The organism is Bacteroides sp. (assembly GCF_028690125.1).
Taxonomy (GTDB): Bacteria; Bacteroidota; Bacteroidia; order Bacteroidales; family Bacteroidaceae; genus Bacteroides.
Genome location: NZ_JAQVBV010000038.1, coordinates 1 through 20,074 on the forward strand (window position 1 = coordinate 1; position 20,074 = coordinate 20,074).

The window sequence follows — 20,074 nt, forward strand, 5'->3', positions numbered from 1 at the left end:
CTTTAACTCATTTACAAACGAACACTTAAAAGTAAAGTGTATATTCTCCTGGTCTTTCACCAGCGCTACCAAAGTAGCATATTCTTCAACGATTCCAGAAAACATAATATGAATTTTGAATTTTAAATTATATGTTATTATTGAAGAGACACATCTTCAATATGCCGTCAAAGATACGAATAAGGAAGGAAGTTGAAAAACATTCTGTTTTTTTTCATATATTGCAACCATTTACTTGTGAAGAAATTCCGGCCGTTCGTTCATTTAATTTTTTAAAAAGAAGAAATTAATAGAGTTTTGTGGTAGGTTTTACTTAAAAAAAGAAAATTATGAAAATCAGAAAATCACAATTCACAGTCCGGAAAATAGGAATCATGCTTCCTATACTCGCTTATTATCTTTTCTATGGAATATATACTCTTGTGCTGCCTTTAAGTATGAAAATATATTCTGCAGAGTCATATCTTTTCGCATCACAGACCCTTCCATACCTTTCTTTGCTCTCATTAACCTATTCATATTTTTGTTGCCATATCTTTATCCACATAGATATGATTTGCAAATGAATCAGAAAAACGGTTACTTTGATGTTTCATTAACAATTAAGCTTACATGATCAATTGTATTATCATAGAAGACGCTCCACTAGCCATAGAGAAATTAAAGAACTTTATAAGCAAAGTACCTTTACTGCATTTAGTGTGCACTTTTGAAAATGGTCTGGAGGCTTTTGACTACCTCCAGACTAATACAATAGATTTATTGTTCCTAGATATTCAAATGGAACAATTTACTGGACTTCAATTATTAAAAGCACTCCATACACGTCCATACATTATTATTGTATCTGCATACGGAGAATATGCCGTACAAGGATTCGAATATGATGTTACCGACTATCTATTGAAACCTTATTCCTTTGAGCGCTTTCTGAAAGCAGTGAACAAAGTACAAGCAGAAATGTCATCCACTTTTCTTGGCCCATCAACTCCAAGGGAATATATCTTTCTTAAAACTGAATATCGGATGGTACGCATAAACTTATGCGACATCTTATACGTAGAAGGAAAAGGAGCCTATCTGCACGTAATTACTGAAACAGCAAGAATCATGACTTTGCTCAGCTTTAAGGAAATAGAGTCATTGTTGCCTTCCGAACAATTCATACGTATCCATAAATCATATCTGATAGCCATTAATAAGATCGACAACATAGAACGTAACGTTGTAAAAATCGGCAATGTACGTATACCTATAGGAAAAAGTTATTTGAAAGACTTTTACCAGGGATTGCAATAATCAAGACTTCCAAAAGTATAGAACAAAATTAGACTTCACTCTTCCCCTACATGAACGAGAACTCCAATTTTGAGTTCCAAACTCGTTCTTCAAATCCGTTCTAACAGGAAAATAAAGCTAGTATAACACAATGAAAAAAGCCTCCCAGAGACCGTTAAACGCCGATTGAGTAGTTTCAAATAGGTATAAAAAAATAGGGCTTTTCACAAAGCCCCATTTTTCAGTTTTCAATAGGTATTAGTTTTTTTTAAGGTAAAAAGATTGTTTTCAGGATAACGTTGCAAATATAGGAGCTTTTACCGTTACTCTCCAAATTATAAAACATGTCATATAACATCTTTTTGAAATTTCTTTGGATTTATTATCATTTACAGTAAAAACCCTGTAACTTGCTTGTTACAGGGGACAAATATATGACTTTTTTCTAAGCAGCACTAATTTTTGTTTAAAAAGTAGCAAAAACTTATTTAATTGGATAATTTTCGTCTGTTTTTCCGCTATGTTTTAACACTTTCGCGTCGATAAAAAATACAATTTCCTCGGCAATATTGGTAATGTGATCACCAGAACGCTCCAACTTTCGGAATACTCCAACAAGATCAAGGCACGAATGAATATTTTCGGGATGTTTGTTGATATAATCAGCCAGTATTTCAGTAACACTCGCATTAATCTCATCCACCAAGTTATCTTTGGCAAATACAGCCGTAGCCAATTCCATACTTTCATCATTCAAAGCACGCTTGGCAAGTTCGAGCATAGAACGTACTTCTGCCAGCATTTCTTCCAACCGCAACTGCTTCAGTAAATCCGAGTCTAATACAGGTTCTTTGCATCTCAACACAAAGCGAGCAATACCTTCTGCAAAGTCTCCCAAACGTTCCAGATTCGTATTAATCTTTAGCATTGCTAACACAAAACGCAAATCGATCGCCACCGGATTATACAATGCAATTATATCCTCCACATCACTATCTATCTTCAACTCAAAAGCATTTACCCGGCGTTCGCGGACAATGACCTGCTGAGCTAATTCTTTATCGAGCGTAAGTACAGACTCACCGGCACGGTCAAGCTGATTGTAAACCAACGTCCACATTTCATCAATCTCCTTCTTGAGCAGAATCAATTCCGATTCTATAAACTTTACCATAATTCTGTTTTTCTTTAGGTGTATTACTTATTTTATTTATTCTTATCCGAAACGTCCGGTGATATAGTTCTGTGTAGCCTCCTTCTCCGGATTGGTAAAGATACGTTTTGTATCGCCAAATTCCACCATTTGCCCCATATAAAAGAAAGCAGTCTTGTCACTGATACGTGCCGCCTGTTGCATATTATGGGTAACAATCACAATTGTATACTCCTTTTTCAACTCATGAATCAACTCCTCTACCTTAGCAGTAGAAATAGGATCGAGTGCTGAAGCCGGTTCGTCCATCAACAATACCGAAGGAGATACCGCCATTGCACGGGCAATACAAAGTCGTTGTTGCTGACCACCTGATAAGGCAAAAGCCGATTCCTTCAACTTATCTTTCACTTCATCCCAAAGTGCTGCCCCCTTCAACGTTTCTTCCACCCGCTGACGGATAAATGCATTATCCTTAACTCCATTGACACGAAGCCCGTAGGCTACATTCTCAAAAATACTTTTTGGAAAAGGATTAGGACGTTGAAATACCATTCCTACGTTTCTACGCAATTCATCCACCTCTACTCCTTTAGAATATATATTCTGTCCGTCAATCAATATTTCTCCTTCCAGCCGGCTACCGGGAATTAAATCATTCATCCGGTTGAAAAGCCGCAAAAAAGTCGATTTTCCACAACCGGAAGGACCAATAAAAGCCACTACCGACTTTTCTTCTATCTCCATACTGATGCCTTTCAATGCCTGAAAGTCACCATACCAGAAATTCACATTGCGTGCATCTATTTTTATTGTACTCATATCGCTTCGTTAGTTCGTTTTTACTCTTTTCTCAAAATATTTTCTCAAAGCATTTGCCAGCAGATTGACAAACAGAATGATAACAATCAACACTAAAGCAGTTCCATATGCCAAAGGCAATTGTGCTTCCATATTAGTTCCACTTGTTGAAATCACATACAAATGATAAGGTAACGCCATACATTGGTCGAAAATGCTCGTTGGTAAGTGCGGCAAGAAGTAAGCGGCACAAGTGAACAAAATCGGGGCAGTTTCTCCAGAAACACGTCCCAAGGCAAGAATTAATCCTGTTATAATATTGGGCAATCCCATCGGTAGTACCACATACCAGATCGTTTGTAACTTGGTAGCTCCCAAAGCACGGCTTCCTTCCCGCATACTGTCGGGAATTGCTTTCAATGCTTCCTCTGTCGTCCTAATCACCAAAGGTACACAAAGTAATCCCAACGTCAGCGAACCGGCTAGAATACTATCTCCAAAGCCCATATAATTGACAAACAAAGCCATACCGAACAGACCAAATACAATGGAAGGAATTCCACTCAGGTTATTTGTCATTACCCGTATAAATCGCACCAGCTTTCCTTTCGGAGCATACTCATTCATATAAATACCACTCATCACGCCCACCGGGAAAGCAAATAATGCACTTCCTACCATCAAGTAGAAGGTACCTACAATGGCTGGCCAGATGCCTCCCCCGGTCATTCCATCAGTAGGAGCTGAAGTAATGAATTCCCAACTGATAGCCCCGATACCTTTATATATAATGAAACCGAGAATAGCAAACAAAATAAGAACGATACACAGGCTTAACAAACGGAAAATACCGAATGCAAACAACTGCGAACGGCGTTTGGCTCTTTTATTACTTTTTATTTCCATACTATTTGCTACGTTTTACTCCTTTAGAAGAAATATATTCTACACTAAAGTTGATGATTAAAGTGATAAAGAATAATACCACGCCCAACAAGAACAAAGCCTGATAGTGTGGTCCTCCGGCAGGAGCCTCTCCCAACTCCGCCGCAATGGTGGCAGGTATCGTACGAAGAGGTTCAAGAATTGTTGTAGGGATTACTGCAGCATTTCCCGTCACCATCAACACAGCCATGGTTTCACCGATAGCACGTCCGATGCCTAACACTACTCCCGAAGTGATTCCGGATATGGAATAAGGAATAACGACTTTATAGATAGTTTGCCACTGTGAAGCCCCTAATGCCAAGCTCGCTTCCCGCATCGAACGAGGACAGTTACGCATAGCATCTTCGGTTACTGTAATAATGGTAGGCAATGCCATAATTGCCAGAATAATACTTCCTGCCAATCCACTCTCTCCTACGGGCAAATCAAATAATTTTTGTATCAAGGGAACAATCACAATCAACCCGAAAAAGCCATAGACAACAGAAGGAATTCCACTCAACAATTCTATAATTGGTTTCAACCAGTTACGTACCTTCGGATTCGCCACTTCAGACATATAAATAGAAACAGAGAGTCCGAAAGGTAGAGCAAACAGAATCGCAAACAGACTGACCCAAAGTGTTCCCGTTATCAAAGGCAGAAATCCAAATTGTGCTGCAGGAGTAGCAGTAGGGAACCATTCAGCTCCCGCAAAAACATCTTTCAATGAAATCGTATTATCCTCGATAAAATTCACCTCATCCGGCTCAGTAATAAAACGTTGCGGAACAAACGCCACAATACCCGGTGTTTTCTCGACCAATTCGGTAATCTTCGCACCGGCATATTCATAAGCCGGTCCAAGTTCTTCTTCCGAGTAATGTTGCGTAATGTCTTCTAAACGAAAAACACGGATAGGAAGATCCTCTCCACCGAGTTCTTTCCAATTAGTTATTTCCTCGTCAAAAACATCTTTGATTTGGGCAGGACTTAGTACACTTACCTTATTGCTCTTATTAAGAGCCAATACATATCCTTCTTCAATCACTTTGCTTTTAAATAGCCCAAAAGCCTCCGTAAACAGAAAGAGTATAATCAGAAGGATTGTAATACTTGTTACAAAGCCACTACAAGTCAGAATCCCTTCTATAATTTTATCCAGAATCTTTTTCATACTTAATAATTTCTGATGCAAAGTAAAAGACTCTTTGTTAAAGCTGTGTGACTAACGTTTGAAGGAAATGTTTCAAACGTATTACATTTATGTTACAACTTTCATTAACAAATATATTGCAATACAAATGTAACATCCAATTGTTTTATTTGCATCAGTAAAAAAACGAATAATATGAAATCAAAAGGAATCTTAGTAGTTGCCCTTTCTTTTTTATCACTCACAGCCAGTGCGCAACGAATCAAAGGTAGTGATACAGTCCTCCCTGTAGCCCAGCAAACAGCCGAGCAATTCATGAAGCAATACCCTGACGGTCGGGTTACAGTTACCGGAGGAGGTACAGGAGTCGGAATTTCCGCTTTGATGGATAATACTACCGATATTGCCATGGCTTCACGCCCCATCAAATTCAGTGAGAAAATGAAAATTAAAGAAGCCGGTGAAGAAGTAGAAGAAGTCATCGTTGCCTACGATGCACTTGCAGTGGTAGTTCATCCTTCCAACCCTGTCAAACAATTGACACGCAAACAACTGGAAGATATATTCCGCGGAAAGATTACTAATTGGAAACAGGTAGGAGGAGATGACCAAAAAATCGTTGTCTACTCTCGCGAAACGTCTTCGGGAACTTATGAATTCTTCAAAGAAAGTGTCCTCAAAAATAAAAATTATATGGCGGGAAGTCTCTCTATGCCGGCAACAGGAGCCATCATCCAATCCGTCAGCCAGACCAAAGGGGCAATTGGTTACGTAGGACTGGCATATGTATCTCCACGTATTAAAACTCTTTCTGTTTCCTACGATGACGCGCACTATGCAGTCCCGTCAGTGGAGAATGCCACAAACAAATCCTACCCCATCGTGCGACCTCTTTATTATTACTATAATGTGAAAAATAAAGAGCAAGTGGATCCCCTGCTTCAGTTCATTCTTTCGCCTCAAGGACAAGACATTATAAAAAAGAGCGGTTATATCCCTGTTAAATGAAAAAAATGTCCTACTTTTGTAGCCTAATAGACAGTTAATATTTACCGTTATGACAGATATTAAAAACGAAGAAACAGGTGAAAAGAAAAGCCTGAACTTCATTGAACAGGCACTAGAGAAAGATTTGAAAGAAGGTAAAAATGGTGGAAAAGTACAAACTCGTTTCCCGCCGGAACCGAACGGATACCTTCATATCGGTCATGCTAAAGCTATTTGCCTTGACTTCGGCATCGCAGAAAAACATGGCGGTGTATGCAACCTTCGTTTCGACGACACAAACCCTACGAAAGAGGATGTAGAATATGTGGAAGCTATCAAAGAGGATATACAATGGTTAGGTTACCAATGGGGAAACGAATACTATGCTTCCGATTACTTCCAACAACTTTGGGACTTTGCCATCCGCCTTATCCAAGAGGGAAAAGCATATATTGATGAGCAGTCTGCCGAACAGATTGCACAACAGAAAGGCACTCCTACTCAAGCAGGTGTAGATAGTCCTTACCGTAATCGTCCGACAGAAGAAAGCCTCGAGCTCTTCAAAAAGATGAATACCGGTGAAATAGAAGAAGGTGCTATGGTTCTCCGTGCCAAAATAGACATGGCAAATCCGAATATGCACTTCCGCGATCCGATTATTTACCGTGTCGTAAAACATCCGCACCATCGTACAGGTACTACCTGGAAAGCGTATCCGATGTATGACTTCGCACACGGACAGAGTGACTTCTTCGAAGGAGTTACCCACTCACTTTGTACGCTCGAATTTGTCGTACACCGTCCGCTTTACGATCTCTTTATCGACTGGCTGAAAGAAGGTAAAGACTTGAACGATAACCGTCCCCGTCAGACCGAGTTCAACAAATTGAACCTCAGCTACACCCTGATGAGCAAGCGTAATCTGCTGACTTTGGTAAAAGAAGGTTTGGTTAATGCTTGGGATGATCCTCGTATGCCGACTATCTGTGGTTTCCGTCGCCGTGGTTACTCTCCGGAGTCTATCCACAAGTTTATCGATAAAATCGGTTATACCACATACGATGCATTGAATGATATTGCATTGCTTGAAAGCTCTCTACGTGATGACCTCAACAGTCGTGCCATCCGTGTATCTGCTGTCATCAATCCGGTAAAGTTGGTTATCACCAATTATCCGGAAGGACAAGTAGAACATCTGGAAGCTATTAATAATCCGGAAGATCCGGAATCAGGAAGCCACACCATCGAGTTCAGCCGTGAACTTTGGATGGAACGTGAAGACTTCATGGAAGATGCTCCTAAAAAGTATTTCCGTATGACACCGGGACAGGAAGTTCGCCTTAAAAACGCATATATTGTAAAATGTACCGGATGTAAAAAAGACGAAAACGGTATTGTTACTGAAGTATATTGCGAATATGACCCACACACTCGTAGTGGTATGGCAGATGCAAACCGTAAAGTAAAAGGCACACTTCATTGGGTTAGTTGTGACCACTGCTTGACAGCCGAAGTGCGTCTGTACGACCGTCTTTGGAAAGTAGAGAATCCTCGTGATGAACTAGCTGCTATCCGCGAAGCTAAAAACTGCGATGCACTGGAAGCTATGAAGGAAATCATCAATCCTGATTCACTGAAGGTATTGCCTAACTGTTATATCGAAAAATTTGCAGCTACCCTGCCTGCCCTTTCATACCTGCAATTCCAACGTATCGGTTATTTCAACGTTGATAAAGATTCAACTCCCGAAAAACTGATATTCAACCGTACAGTGGGTTTAAAAGACACATGGGGTAAGCTCAATAAATAACTGATTCCTTTTTAGGCTCAGTTCAGATATAGAATGCGTCACTAAGTGATAGTTCACTAATTTCAGACGTTGATGACACGGATTACACGGATGACTCAATATCCGCGTCCTCCGTGTTATCCGCATCTGGAAAATTAAATTTAAAAAAAGTAGAATGGGGAGAAAAAATTCACCGTCCGAGGGTCAGGAGCTAGACAAACTGATCGAGCAATATGAAACGTCAAAAGCCGAAAATCACCAAATTTATTTGGACGGAGACCAATTCGCCGACATTGCCGACCGATATGCTTCCGAACGAAGATTCAGTGAGGCACAAGAGGTTATCAATTATGGTCTTTACCTGCATCCCGAAAACACCGATCTGCTAGTAGAACAAGCCTACCTCTACTTGGATACTCAAAAGATATATGAAGCTAAAGAAGTGGCCGCCAGCATCACAGAAGAATATAATTCGGAAGTGAAAATGCTGAAAGCAGAACTATTGCTCAACGAAGGTAAACTGGAAGCTGCTCAATATATATTAAACACGATAGAGGAGGCCGATGAACTGGAAACAATAATCAACATCGTCTACCTTTACCTGGATATGGGTTATCCGGAAAATGCCAAAGATTGGCTGGACAGAAATAAAAAAGCGTATGAAAATGAAGAAGATTTTATCGCAGTAACAGCCGATTATCTGGCAGCAACCAATCAGAATGAAGCTGCCATCACCCAATATAACCAGCTCATTGACGTCGATCCATACAATGCTTCTTATTGGGTAGGACTGGCTAAATGCTATTTTATCACAGAAAATTGTGAAAAAGCGATTGAAGCCTGCGACTTCGCTTTGGCCGCCAACGAGAAATTCGGAGAGGCTTATGCATATCGTGCGCATAGTTATTTCTATCTTAACAACTCAGATGCAGCAATTGCGGATTATCAAAAGGCAATAGAATACAAAGCTGTTGCTCCGGAGGTAGGAAATATGTTTATCGGAATGGCGTATACCAACAAAGAGGATTGGTCAAATGCTGACCAATGTTATCTGGAGGTCATCCGTATATTTAAAGAGAAAGGAGACGGCAACTCTCCATTATTGGTAGACACCTACACTAACGCCGCTCTTGCTACCTTCGAATTGGGTAACCATGAAGAGGCACATCAGATGTGTACAAGAGCAAGAAAAATCAATCCCAAAGAACCGTTAATCGATTTCACCGAAGGAAAGCTTTATCTGAAAGAAGGTCTGGATAAAGAAGCTTTTGATTCTTTCAAAAAAGCCTTAGACTATGACCCCAATCCCGAAATGTGGTATCTGGTTGCCACAGCCTATTCGGAGGAAGAAATGTTATCCCAGGCAAAAATTTGTTATGAAGAAGTATACGATATTGATCCGAATTACGAGAATGTTGCCGGAAAATTAGCAGCGCTTGCTCTGATAGATGGCAGAATCGACGACTTTTTCCGTTACAATAATGAAACTGCCAATCCAATCAACGAAGATATGATAGCAGATTTGTTGTCTCAACCTCATGAACGTACCGAAGAAGGAGAAGATATACTCAAGCAAGTTTGGGAACGTATGAAAAAAGAAAAAGGAAATAAATAATTCAAATCATCAAAACTACTAGTAAAACGTATGGAATCTGTAGCCTTTATCCAATGGTGTCTTGATCACCTTAATTATTGGACCATCACTTTATTAATGACCATCGAAAGCTCTTTTATCCCTTTCCCTTCGGAAGTGGTCATTCCTCCCGCTGCATACAAAGCAGCCGTCAATGATGAACTCAATATTTATCTGGTAGTTCTGTTCGCTACTATCGGAGCTGATCTTGGAGCACTAATCAATTATTATCTGGCTAAATGGCTGGGACGTCCCATCATCTACAAGTTCGCCAACAGCCGCTTTGGACATATGTGCCTGATTGATGAAGCCAAAGTACACAGAGCCGAAATTTACTTTGATCAACGCGGTGCTTTATCAACTTTCATCGGACGTTTGATTCCGGCAGTACGCCAATTAATTTCTATTCCGGCAGGTCTGGCAAAAATGAAACTATCCACTTTCCTTATTTATACAACATTAGGAGCCGGATTATGGAACACCATCCTGGCAATTATAGGATATTATCTTTCTACTGTACCCGGCATTGAAAGCGAAGAACAACTGATTGCCAAAGTGACAGAATACAGCCATGAAATTGGTTATGCCTTTATTGCAATCGGAATATTTATCGTAGGATTCCTTGTATATAAAGGAATGAAAAAGAAATAAAACATCAAATAGTCAGGCTCACCTGTGTCATTTTCAGTCCCGCAAATACTTCTTTAGTCCACGGAGAGATATTTGTAGTATCAGCAGGTTGAGCCGATAAGTTTCCGGCGCCCAAGCATACAAAAGCGATGCAAAGAGATTGCATTTTATTCATATAAATATAATTTAGGTTTAGCAGAAAACACATGACCTAATAAGAGCCGATGAATTTGCAGAAAGCAAAATCAAGGTACAGGTTCTTATTAGGTCAAAAAAATTAAAGATATACCATCTGCTAGTGTTGAAAAGCAAATGCAGGTAGATCTATTTATTTTATAGCAGCTAATGCTTTATCATAATCAGGTTCCTGAGTGATTTCCGGAACCAACTCTGTATATGCTACTTTTCCATCTTTTGCAATCACTACTACTGCACGTGCCAGTAATCCCGCCAACGGACCATCTGCCATACGAACGCCATAACTCTCGTCAAAATCAGAAAAACGGAAATCTGACAATGGGATTACATTCTCAATTCCTTCTATTGTACAGAAACGTCCGTGTGCAAAAGGGAGATCTTTAGAAATAGCCAATACAACAGTATCTTTCAGACCGGCAGCCAATTTATTAAATTTACGAACTGAAGTTGCACAAACACTAGTGTCCAGACTCGGGAAAATATTTAGAATCACATTTTTACCATTCAGATCTTTCAATGAGAAAGAAGATAGATCTGTTTTTACCAGCTCGAAATCAGGAGCCACTTTGCCAACTTGTATAAATTCACCGATCAGTTTCACCGGTTGTCCTTTGAAATTTGTTGTTGCCATAATGCATTTATATTTTAATTTACTCTATTATTACAACAACCGAAAGTCTAAATATGTTCACCTGCAAAACTTTTCCAAAATCAATTTGTTATAACTTCATTATATCATCAAGTACTTATTTAAAATAAAAAACGTATGGAAACAGTATTCAATGAAATTAAAGACTCTGTAAAAAATTGGTGGACCTCTCTCCTTTTAGGAATTGTCTATATCATCGTGGCTCTCTGTCTCATGTTCTCACCCCTTAGCAGCTACTTAGCTCTCAGCATTATTTTTAGTATCTCTATGCTGATCAGCGGTATTCTGGAAATTATATTCGCTCTGAGCAACCGAAAAGGAGTTCCAAGTTGGGGCTGGTACATTGTCGGAGGAATCATAGACTTCATTCTAGGAATTTACCTCATTGCTTATCCTATGGTCAGTATGGAAGTCATCCCTATTATCATTGCCTTCTGGCTTATGTTCCGTGGTTTCTCCTCTACCGGATATGCCATCGATCTAAAACGTTACGGCACTCGCGATTGGGGATGGTATATGGCATTTGGTATACTAGCCATCATCTGTTCTTTATTAATATTATGGCAACCGGCTATCGGAGCTTTGTACGCTGTATATATGATTTCATTCACTTTCCTTATCATCGGACTGTTCCGCGTCATGCTTTCGTTCGAACTGAGGAGATTGCATAAAAGAAAACAAGTTTAAATGTATCTTTTTATAGAAGGTATACCAGACAATTAATATGTAACTTTCAGACGCAGATGACGCGGACAACGCGGATTTAAAAAATATTAATATCCGTATTATCCGCGTCTTCCGCGTCTGAAAATTAATGATTACAGACTTTTAATACATTCCTACTCACTCAATTTAGAGTTTCGATAATGTATCTTTTCTGAGTTTAAAGCTTGTCTCTACTACCAGGTAGTCATACTCCTTATAACTACCCAGATTTAAACGATCCATTTCGTCCCATGCTACAAGGCAATGATGCTTCTGAGCAATAATATAAGCAGACGTTATATCTTCATTTCTGGTATATCCCATCATCTCATGTGAAGTATTCCAACGTAAGTGTTCACATTTAGCAAGATTCTTCATCATATCATTCAGTTGTTCACTGCCATTAGGATATTCAACATCCGTACTTGTTACCTTTTTACCCGTAAAGCTTTCACATATACGGTTGAGTTCCTCCACAGTAGCATCAAACATTCCTACCAGTTTAAGCTTGGTTGCCACATGATAGACATTTGCCATATCCTGAAATTCCTGTCGCTTTATATCTTGAATGACAAAGTGCCTGATAGTCGGTTTGGCTTTAGGATTATTCTTGCTTCTATATTTTTCTACGGTTGCATTTACATTGTGCCTGTCAGTCCAAAGTGTTGAATATTCAACACTGTCAATGTCACCCAGCGGCTTGCCTTCGTACACATTCAAGAATCCCATGGCATCTCTTTTAACCCTGTCATTTACTACCATGTCATAGGTGAACACTTCTTTGGTAGATCCAAAAATTATAATTTCTCCAAGACTCTCCCGGTTGCTTTGATTATAATAGTTTGCAATATCTCTCAACTGAATGTTTTTCTCTGAGTTATAAGAGCTTCTGACAAAAATTTTAAAATGCTCCAGATTATTTTCTCTATACCGGCAAGCAAACTCATACAAGTTTATGGCAAACGAAATACTTTTCTGATCATCCCCAATAGCAATTACTACATAATTGAGCTGATTAATTATTTTATGTAACTCGTCCCAGAACTGTGGCATTTGATTAGAACCCTGAATGAGTTCTACTTCATCATTGCCAACTAGAGCAGGAGCTTTCATATAAAAGTCTCCTCGCAAAGCATCCATATGTTGATCTATAGCATAACACTTAAATGGGCTTTTGTTTCCATCTTCACCTACAAAAGCTCCAAACTCATAGAGAAACTTCAACGCATCTTGTCCCGTCTCACCAAAACCAATAATTAAAGCAGTGAAAGGCGATTGAACAATGCCACGGGTTGTATCCTTCTTTACAAAATTTACCGGATGATAAACTGGGTTCATTTTCAGCGAAAGCACTGATAAATAAGAAGAATCTATAATATGTACCGTAATGTTGGATGTCTCATTTCCGTCCAATGCCATATTCTCAAGAATAACGTTTTGGTTATCACGTCTGGCATGGCAATAAATATTTATCGGCTTGTTTTGCAAACTGGCATCTCCTTTAGAAGCTGCCAATCGCATTATTAAAGTTGATTTAATATTATCATCCTCGTTATCAGAGAGAAAGAATATTTTTGTCGTGTGGACTCTTTCTAAAAGTCTACCAAGCACTTTCAGACCAACTTTCTTAAAGAGATTCCATTTCTTAGATGTTTCCTCTGCCGGAACATCGTCTATTGAAAGATTTTTCTTGCTGTAGATGACCAATGCATTGAGATCTTCGCATTTGTCAAGTTTACTTTTTCCGTGTGAGGTTCCACTAAAAAAATGGCTGAATGTAAACCGTTGATGACTACCACTCTCTTCTGAGGGCAAAGCAACGAATATAATTTTATAGTTTTCTGTTTTATCAGTTTTTTCCTTCGTCCATTTTTCTTTTTTCTGCTTTTCCACATTGACTATATCTTTTGCCAAAGTGAACGAAATATCATTAAATCCCCAGAATATATATAGATTGAGTTTTTTCCTGTTAAATGTTTGTATCCAGAGAAAAATCATCCGAATCCATGAGATTAAACGGAAGCCCAAAAGCTGAACGACAAATATAGCACTCACTAACACTGCCAGAAAGTGAATCAAAGAGAAAGCTGCCATATAAATTGGACAATGATGCCATATCTTATCCACCTCAATCAAGTCAGAGTGGGATATGAACATTTCTAATGAGGATAAGACCGAACGGAATCCTAAAGCAATGAAATTCCATTCGGAACCGGAATTTTCCTCATTGTATCCTATTCCATAGAGAATCACACCTAAAAGAAATATAACGAGAGCTATGTATTTTAAATGATTGATTACAAAACGCCGGGAAGCCTTAATACCAAATATGACTGCCAACAAAGCCAGCAATAAAAAAAACAGCCCAAACGAGAAGTAACCATCATGTAACAGATTAGTCAATAGACCATTGTCATCCTTCACAGCAGTTTCTACCGCTTTTGATGCTTCTGATGCATATGCACAAATTACATTTTCCAACATAACAACAAATTATTAGTTATTATTTATTTCTATCGTGACATTCCTCTTATCTTTTTTACTAAGATATTCCCTTTCGACAAAAATAATGATAGGTTGTGACATACAGATATTTTTATTCATTTATTTGCACGAAAATGTTGAAAAACACAGAACTATATATCAAATTTAATCCATTTAGTCATAATTATATAAATAGTTTCCTCATCACCCCAATAAATTGTTTGCCACCTTCTTTCTTTATTCCGTTCTCACTTTCCGTTTTATTGCTTATATTTGTAGGCAATTTACATAAATCAATTAACTAAAAAAAATAAGAAAATTATGGCAATGCATACATGGTTTGAATGTAAAATCCGTTATGAGAAAGTAATGGAAAACGGAATGCAAAAGAAAGTAACCGAACCTTATCTTGTTGATGCACTTAGCTTTACTGAAGCTGAAGCTCGTATTATTGAAGAAATGACTCCGTTCATATCAGGAGAGTTTACTGTTTCGGACATCAAACGTGCCAACTACAGCGAACTGTTTTCCAGCGAAGAAGAAAGTGCGGACCGTTGGTTCAAGTGCAAACTCGTTTTTATTACTCTCGACGAAAAAAGTGGTGCAGAGAAAAAGACTTCTACACAAGTATTGGTACAAGCTACCGACCTGCGTGACGCTGTTAAGAAACTGGATGAAGGCATGAAAGGTACTATGGCCGACTACCAAATCGGTTCAGTATCTGAGACTGCTATCATGGATGTATATCCATATAGCTCCGAACCTAATGACAAACCTGAATTTGATCCTAATAAAGCATAAGTAATCATGAGTATTGCTGACAATTTAAAGCAAGTATTAACCGAGCTCCCTCAAGGAGTTCGGTTGGTTGCTGTCTCAAAATTTCATCCCAACGAAGCGATAGAAGAGGCCTATCAAGCGGGACAACGTATTTTTGGAGAAAGCAAAGTGCAGGAAATGACAGCGAAATACGAAAGTTTGCCGAAAGATATAGAATGGCATTTCATCGGACATTTGCAGACAAACAAAATCAAATTCATGATACCCTACGTAGCGATGATTCATGGAATTGATACTTACAAGTTGCTTGAAGAAGTAAACAAACAGGCTGTCAAAGCAGGACGTGTGGTAAATTGTTTGTTGCAGATTCACGTTGCCCAAGAAGAAACCAAATTTGGATTCAGCCCTGAAGAGTGCAAAGAAATGCTGGCTGCGGGTGAATGGAAAAATCTTACTCATATACGTATCTGCGGACTTATGGGAATGGCAAGCAATACGGATAATACAGAACAAATAGACCGTGAATTCCGTTTACTTAAGAGACTCTTTGAGGAGATAAAGACAACTTTGTTCGCTGATTCCGCTGACTTTTGTGAACTTTCAATGGGTATGTCTCACGATTATCACGAGGCAATTACGGCAGGAAGTACAATGGTACGTGTAGGAAGCAAGATTTTCGGAGAAAGAAATTACAATAATTAATCAATCATAATTATCATGGCCGATTTAAAAACTACTTTCGCGGGGCTTTCACTTAGAAACCCTATTATCATCGGTAGCTCGGGACTAACCAATAGCGCCGGAAAAAACAGAAGATTCGTTGAAGCCGGTGCAGGTGCTATCGTACTAAAGTCACTTTTCGAAGAACAAATCCTGATGGAAGCCGATCAATTGAGAGATCCAGCTTACTATCCTGAAAGCAGTGATTATCTGGAAGAATATATCCGCGAACATAAACTATCCGAGTATCTGGCTCTGATCAAAGAAAGTAAAGAAGTTTGCCCCATTCCTATCATTGCAAGCATCAACTGCTATACAGATTCCGAATGGATCGACTTTGCCAAGCATATAGAAGAAGCCGGAGCCGACGCATTGGAAATTAATATTCTGGCTCTGCAAACGGATATACAATATACATATGGTTCATTTGAACAACGCCACATTGATATCCTACGTCACATCAAAAATACAATCAAGATTCCGGTAATCATGAAATTGGGCGATAACTTAAGCAATCCTATTGCTTTAATAGACCAATTATATGCAAACGGAGCAGCTGCAGTTGTTCTCTTCAACCGTTTCTACCAACCGGATATCAATATTGAAAAGATGGAACATACATCCGGCGAAATATTCAGTAACGCATCAGCTCTTTCTACACCGCTCCGTTGGATCGGAATCGCCTCTTCAGCAATAGACAAGATTGATTACGCCGCTTCCGGAGGTGTAGCCGAACCCGAATCCGTTGTAAAATCAATTCTGGCGGGTGCCTCAGCCGTAGAAGTTTGTAGTGCCATCTATGTGAATACCAATATGTTTATCGGAGAAGCAACCCGCTTCCTCAGCATATGGATGGACCGGAAAGGATTTGAGACAATCGATCAGTTTAAAGGAAAACTCAACGCCAAAGATGTGCAGGGAATCAATACATTCGAACGCACACAATTCTTGAAATACTTCGGAAAAAAAGAATAAAAGCAGATTGAATAAAGAACTAAAAATGAAGAATGAAGAATGGACCGGCGCTTTGATGCTGCACAGAAACTCTTCATTCTTCATTTTTAATTATTCATTTATAGTAGATTACTAGCCAACTCACTCAGTTCACTACGCTCACCCTTCACCAGATTGACGTGCGCAAAGATATTCTGGTCTTTCATACGGTCGATCATGTAAACAAGACCATTGGATTGACTATCCAGATAAGGTTGGTCTATCTGTTGAATATCACCGGTAAATACCATTTTCGTACCTTCTCCGGCGCGGGTAATAATGGTTTTTATTTCGTTCGGAGTCAAGTTCTGGGCTTCATCAATGATACAATACATCTCACTCAAGCTTCGTCCACGAATAAAAGCTAAAGCCTCAATAACCAGTTGTTCACTCTTCTGCATATCCTCAATACGCTTCACTTCACTGGAATTGGAAGCAAACTGACGTTTAATCACATTCAGATTATCAAATAACGGTTGCATATAAGGAGCTACTTTTTCCTGTGCATCACCCGGGAGGAAACCTATATCTTTATTAGAAAGAGCTACTATGGGGCGAGCTAATAAAATCTGTTTGTACTCTGTCAGCTTTCCCAAAGCAGCGGCAAGAGCCAATAATGTTTTACCTGTTCCGGCTTTTCCGGTCAATGCTACCAACTTCACATTCGGATCATTCAAAATCTCAAAAGCAAAACTTTGCTCAGCGTTACGAGGTTCAATTCCATAGTTACGCACTTTCGTTACACGGGTAATGGTATGTGTAAAAGGATTATATCGTGCCAGTACACTATTCCTGTCGCTCTTTAGTACAAAACATTCATTAGGATGAACCAAACCCTTAAAATCAAATTCATCCAGATCAATGCCTTCTTTCGAAGAATAAATACGATCGATAAGTGCCGGATCTATATTATCAAATATCTCATTTGACTTTTCAAAAATATCTACGTTAAGCACCTTATCGGTGATATAATCTTCACAAAGAATGCCTACAGAACGGGCTTTCATGCGCAAATTCACATCCTTTGTCACCAAGATAGTCTTTACTTTTCGATTCTTATTAGCCAGATATTCAGCCACAGCAAGAATCAGATGGTCAGGCTTCTTGACCGGAAACGATTCTTGTACCTTAGGAGCTTCCACATGACCGGTTACTATAAACAAGCGTCCCAAGCCTTCGCCTAAGTTCACCCCTTTTGAAAAAAGATCATCATCGGTTAAAGTGTCCAGTTCGCGCACAAACTCACGAGCATTATAATTTATTTGTTCATTCCCCTTTTTAAACTTGTCGAGTTCTTCAAGTACTACAATAGGGAGATAGATATCATTTTCCTGAAAGTTCTTCAAACAATTGCAGTCGTGAAGAATAACATTTGTGTCTAAAACAAAATTTTTCTTTGTTCCCATGATTTCTTAGATTTTATTGTTGATATTTGCAATCTCATTCATCAATCACTTGTGTAACGGCTGATTGATGGTTCTAAAGATAAACAAATTAACGGGCAATAAAGATTGCTCGAAGTTAAATATTATAAAACATGGATTATCAGAACACTTTAAAGTACTTATATGAAAGTGTGCCTATGTTTCAACAAATAGGTGGTAAAGCATATAAACCGGGGTTAGATACCACACACAAGTTAGACGAGTATTTCGGGCACCCACATCAACAATTCAAAACCATTCATATTGCGGGAACCAATGGAAAAGGCTCCTGTTCGCACACCATTGCAGCTGTGTTACAGTCCGCCGGTTACCGGGTAGGTCTATTCACGTCTCCACACCTGATAGACTTTCGCGAGCGTATCCGCATCAATGGAGAAATGATGCCGGAAGAATATGTAGTCCGTTTTGTAGAAGAACATCGCTGCTTTTTCGAACCTTTGCATCCTTCCTTCTTCGAACTGACCACAGCAATGGCTTTCCGTTATTTTGCCGACCAAAAAGTCGATATAGCGGTTATTGAAGTAGGGCTGGGAGGACGATTGGATTGCACTAATATCATTCACCCGGATTTATGTGTTATCACCAACATCAGCTTCGATCATATGCAATATCTCGGCAACACATTAGCGAAAATAGCGAAAGAGAAAGCCGGGATCATCAAACATAAAACTCCGGTAATTATCGGTAGAGCATCCGGTTCGGTAAAGCGCGTTTTCACAATGAAGGCAAAAGAAATGGAAGCTCCTGTCTATTATGCGGCAGAAAAACGGGAAAAAGAGTATAATAAGCATATCGAATATCCGGACGGAATCACGTATGAATTAGGCGGTTACTGCCAAGTGGAAAACAAGCAAACTATTTTATGCGCACTGGATAAACTCAAAAAACTAGGCTATAAATTAGAAATCAAAGACTATCACAATGGATTTGCCCATGTATGCGAGATGACCGGTTTAATGGGACGCTGGCAAAAATTACAATCATATCCGGATCTAATCTGCGACACAGGTCACAATGAAGATGGAATTCGATACATTTGCAAACATCTTGAAGCGATTCATACAGAACAACATAAAAATGTTCACATCGTTTTCGGTATGGTTAATGACAAAGATATCAGTAGCGTACTGAAACTGTTGCCGAAAAATGCTGCATACTACTTTACCAAAGCGAGTGTGAAACGTGCCCTGCCGGAAAATGAACTGATGAAGATGGCTGCCGAAGCCGGGCTGAAAGGTAGCTCCTATCCCACTGTCGTGGATGCTGTACGGGCTGCAAAAGAAAAATGCCCCCCGGAAGATTTCATCTTTGTGGGAGGCAGTAGTTTTATTGTAGCCGACTTGTTAGCGAACCGCGATACACTCAATCTCTACTAACGCATCCTTCGGCAATGCTTTTACAGCAACTGCCGAACGTGCCGGAAACGCGCCGTCGAAATAGGTGGCATATACACCGTTCATTCCGGCAAACAATGACATATCCTGGAGGAACACAGTTGTTTTAACAATGTCAGCCATTGTCAATCCGGCTTCTTCCAGAATATGTTTTATGTTTTCTAATGACTGACGTGCCTGTCCCTCTATCCCTTCTGCCATCTGCCCTGTTGCAGCATCAATCGGCAACTGTCCGGATACAAATACCATTCCATTGGCTTCAATAGCCTGACTATACGGCCCGATAGCTCCGGGTGCTTTCTCACTGCAAATAACTTTTTTCATAATTGTTCTTTTATTCAGTTTTTCTATT

At 39.3% G+C, this 20,074-nt stretch carries 19 protein-coding genes and 1 pseudogene; 10 read left to right on the top strand and 10 right to left on the bottom strand.

From position 1 onward, the window contains the following. A pseudogene (locus tag PHO71_RS19785) lies at positions 1-105 on the bottom strand (riboflavin synthase); the annotation flags it as partial. A 507-nt stretch (positions 106-612) separates the two neighbouring features. On the opposite strand from PHO71_RS19785, the gene PHO71_RS19790 reads away from it, so the two are divergent. Then, a complete protein-coding gene (locus PHO71_RS19790; RefSeq protein WP_300206653.1) occupies positions 613-1,299 on the top strand; it encodes a LytTR family DNA-binding domain-containing protein in 687 nt (228 codons plus the stop codon). 463 nt (positions 1,300-1,762) lie between these two features. Here the strand turns inward: PHO71_RS19790 and phoU are convergent, their stop codons facing one another. Genes phoU through pstC form a run of 4 tightly spaced genes read right to left on the bottom strand, consistent with a single transcriptional unit; the run spans position 1,763 to position 5,336 of the window. Next, entirely contained in the window at positions 1,763-2,452 is a 690-nt protein-coding gene (gene phoU / locus PHO71_RS19795; RefSeq protein WP_300206655.1) for a phosphate signaling complex protein PhoU, read from the bottom strand. Between the two features lie 42 nt (positions 2,453-2,494). Beyond that, on the bottom strand, positions 2,495-3,253 hold the full coding sequence (pstB, locus tag PHO71_RS19800) for a phosphate ABC transporter ATP-binding protein PstB (protein WP_300206657.1): 759 nt from the start codon (positions 3,251-3,253) through the stop codon (positions 2,495-2,497). A gap of 9 nt (positions 3,254-3,262) precedes the next feature. Beyond that, entirely contained in the window at positions 3,263-4,138 is an 876-nt protein-coding gene (pstA, locus tag PHO71_RS19805; RefSeq protein WP_300206659.1) for a phosphate ABC transporter permease PstA, read from the bottom strand. Position 4,139: 1 nt separating this feature from the next. Further along, on the bottom strand, positions 4,140-5,336 hold the full coding sequence (gene pstC / locus PHO71_RS19810; RefSeq protein WP_300206661.1) for a phosphate ABC transporter permease subunit PstC: 1,197 nt from the start codon (positions 5,334-5,336) through the stop codon (positions 4,140-4,142). 174 nt (positions 5,337-5,510) lie between these two features. Here pstC and PHO71_RS19815 point away from each other — a divergent pair, with 174 nt between their 5' ends. From PHO71_RS19815 to PHO71_RS19830, 4 genes are all read left to right on the top strand, one after another. Next, the gene (locus PHO71_RS19815) at positions 5,511-6,323 is read left to right on the top strand and encodes a PstS family phosphate ABC transporter substrate-binding protein (RefSeq protein WP_300206663.1); all 813 of its coding nucleotides are present in this window, start codon (positions 5,511-5,513) and stop codon (positions 6,321-6,323) included. Positions 6,324-6,372: 49 nt separating this feature from the next. Further along, the gene (locus PHO71_RS19820) at positions 6,373-8,112 is read left to right on the top strand and encodes a glutamine--tRNA ligase/YqeY domain fusion protein (RefSeq protein WP_300206664.1); all 1,740 of its coding nucleotides are present in this window, start codon (positions 6,373-6,375) and stop codon (positions 8,110-8,112) included. A gap of 154 nt (positions 8,113-8,266) precedes the next feature. After that, positions 8,267-9,706 (top strand): lipopolysaccharide assembly protein LapB, encoded by a 1,440-nt coding sequence (locus tag PHO71_RS19825; RefSeq protein WP_300206666.1) that lies wholly within the window; start codon positions 8,267-8,269, stop codon positions 9,704-9,706. 30 nt (positions 9,707-9,736) lie between these two features. After that, positions 9,737-10,375, top strand: coding sequence for a DedA family protein (locus PHO71_RS19830; RefSeq protein WP_300206668.1), 639 nt, complete (start codon positions 9,737-9,739; stop codon positions 10,373-10,375). A gap of 4 nt (positions 10,376-10,379) precedes the next feature. On the opposite strand, the gene PHO71_RS19835 is transcribed toward PHO71_RS19830, so the two are convergent. Next, positions 10,380-10,529, bottom strand: a complete 150-nt coding sequence (locus tag PHO71_RS19835; RefSeq protein ID WP_300206670.1) for a hypothetical protein — start codon at positions 10,527-10,529, stop codon at positions 10,380-10,382. Positions 10,530-10,682: 153 nt separating this feature from the next. Then, positions 10,683-11,183 carry a thiol peroxidase gene (gene tpx / locus PHO71_RS19840; RefSeq protein WP_300206672.1) on the bottom strand — a complete coding sequence of 167 codons (501 nt, stop codon included), beginning with the start codon at positions 11,181-11,183 and terminating at the stop codon, positions 10,683-10,685. 135 nt (positions 11,184-11,318) lie between these two features. On the opposite strand from tpx, the gene PHO71_RS19845 reads away from it, so the two are divergent. Then, on the top strand, positions 11,319-11,888 hold the full coding sequence (locus PHO71_RS19845) for an HdeD family acid-resistance protein (RefSeq protein WP_300206674.1): 570 nt from the start codon (positions 11,319-11,321) through the stop codon (positions 11,886-11,888). Positions 11,889-12,053: 165 nt separating this feature from the next. Here the strand turns inward: PHO71_RS19845 and PHO71_RS19850 are convergent, their stop codons facing one another. Then, a complete protein-coding gene (locus PHO71_RS19850) occupies positions 12,054-14,390 on the bottom strand; it encodes a hypothetical protein (RefSeq protein ID WP_300206676.1) in 2,337 nt (778 codons plus the stop codon). Between the two features lie 321 nt (positions 14,391-14,711). On the opposite strand from PHO71_RS19850, the gene PHO71_RS19855 reads away from it, so the two are divergent. Genes PHO71_RS19855 through PHO71_RS19865 form a run of 3 tightly spaced genes read left to right on the top strand, consistent with a single transcriptional unit; the run spans position 14,712 to position 16,865 of the window. Continuing rightward, positions 14,712-15,191, top strand: coding sequence for a DUF4494 domain-containing protein (locus PHO71_RS19855; RefSeq protein ID WP_300206678.1), 480 nt, complete (start codon positions 14,712-14,714; stop codon positions 15,189-15,191). A 6-nt stretch (positions 15,192-15,197) separates the two neighbouring features. Further along, a complete protein-coding gene (locus tag PHO71_RS19860; protein WP_300206680.1) occupies positions 15,198-15,872 on the top strand; it encodes a YggS family pyridoxal phosphate-dependent enzyme in 675 nt (224 codons plus the stop codon). A gap of 15 nt (positions 15,873-15,887) precedes the next feature. Further along, on the top strand, positions 15,888-16,865 hold the full coding sequence (locus PHO71_RS19865) for a dihydroorotate dehydrogenase-like protein (protein ID WP_300206682.1): 978 nt from the start codon (positions 15,888-15,890) through the stop codon (positions 16,863-16,865). 98 nt (positions 16,866-16,963) lie between these two features. Here PHO71_RS19865 and PHO71_RS19870 read toward each other — a convergent pair whose 3' ends face one another. Further along, positions 16,964-18,289 carry a PhoH family protein gene (locus tag PHO71_RS19870; RefSeq protein ID WP_300206684.1) on the bottom strand — a complete coding sequence of 442 codons (1,326 nt, stop codon included), beginning with the start codon at positions 18,287-18,289 and terminating at the stop codon, positions 16,964-16,966. A gap of 131 nt (positions 18,290-18,420) precedes the next feature. On the opposite strand from PHO71_RS19870, the gene PHO71_RS19875 reads away from it, so the two are divergent. After that, entirely contained in the window at positions 18,421-19,704 is a 1,284-nt protein-coding gene (locus PHO71_RS19875; RefSeq protein ID WP_300206686.1) for a folylpolyglutamate synthase/dihydrofolate synthase family protein, read from the top strand. Here the strand turns inward: PHO71_RS19875 and PHO71_RS19880 are convergent. Continuing rightward, a complete protein-coding gene (locus PHO71_RS19880; protein WP_300206688.1) occupies positions 19,672-20,046 on the bottom strand; it encodes a RidA family protein in 375 nt (124 codons plus the stop codon). The two genes, PHO71_RS19875 and PHO71_RS19880, sit on opposite strands and share 33 nt — an antisense overlap. Between the last annotated feature and the right edge of the window lie 28 nt (positions 20,047-20,074).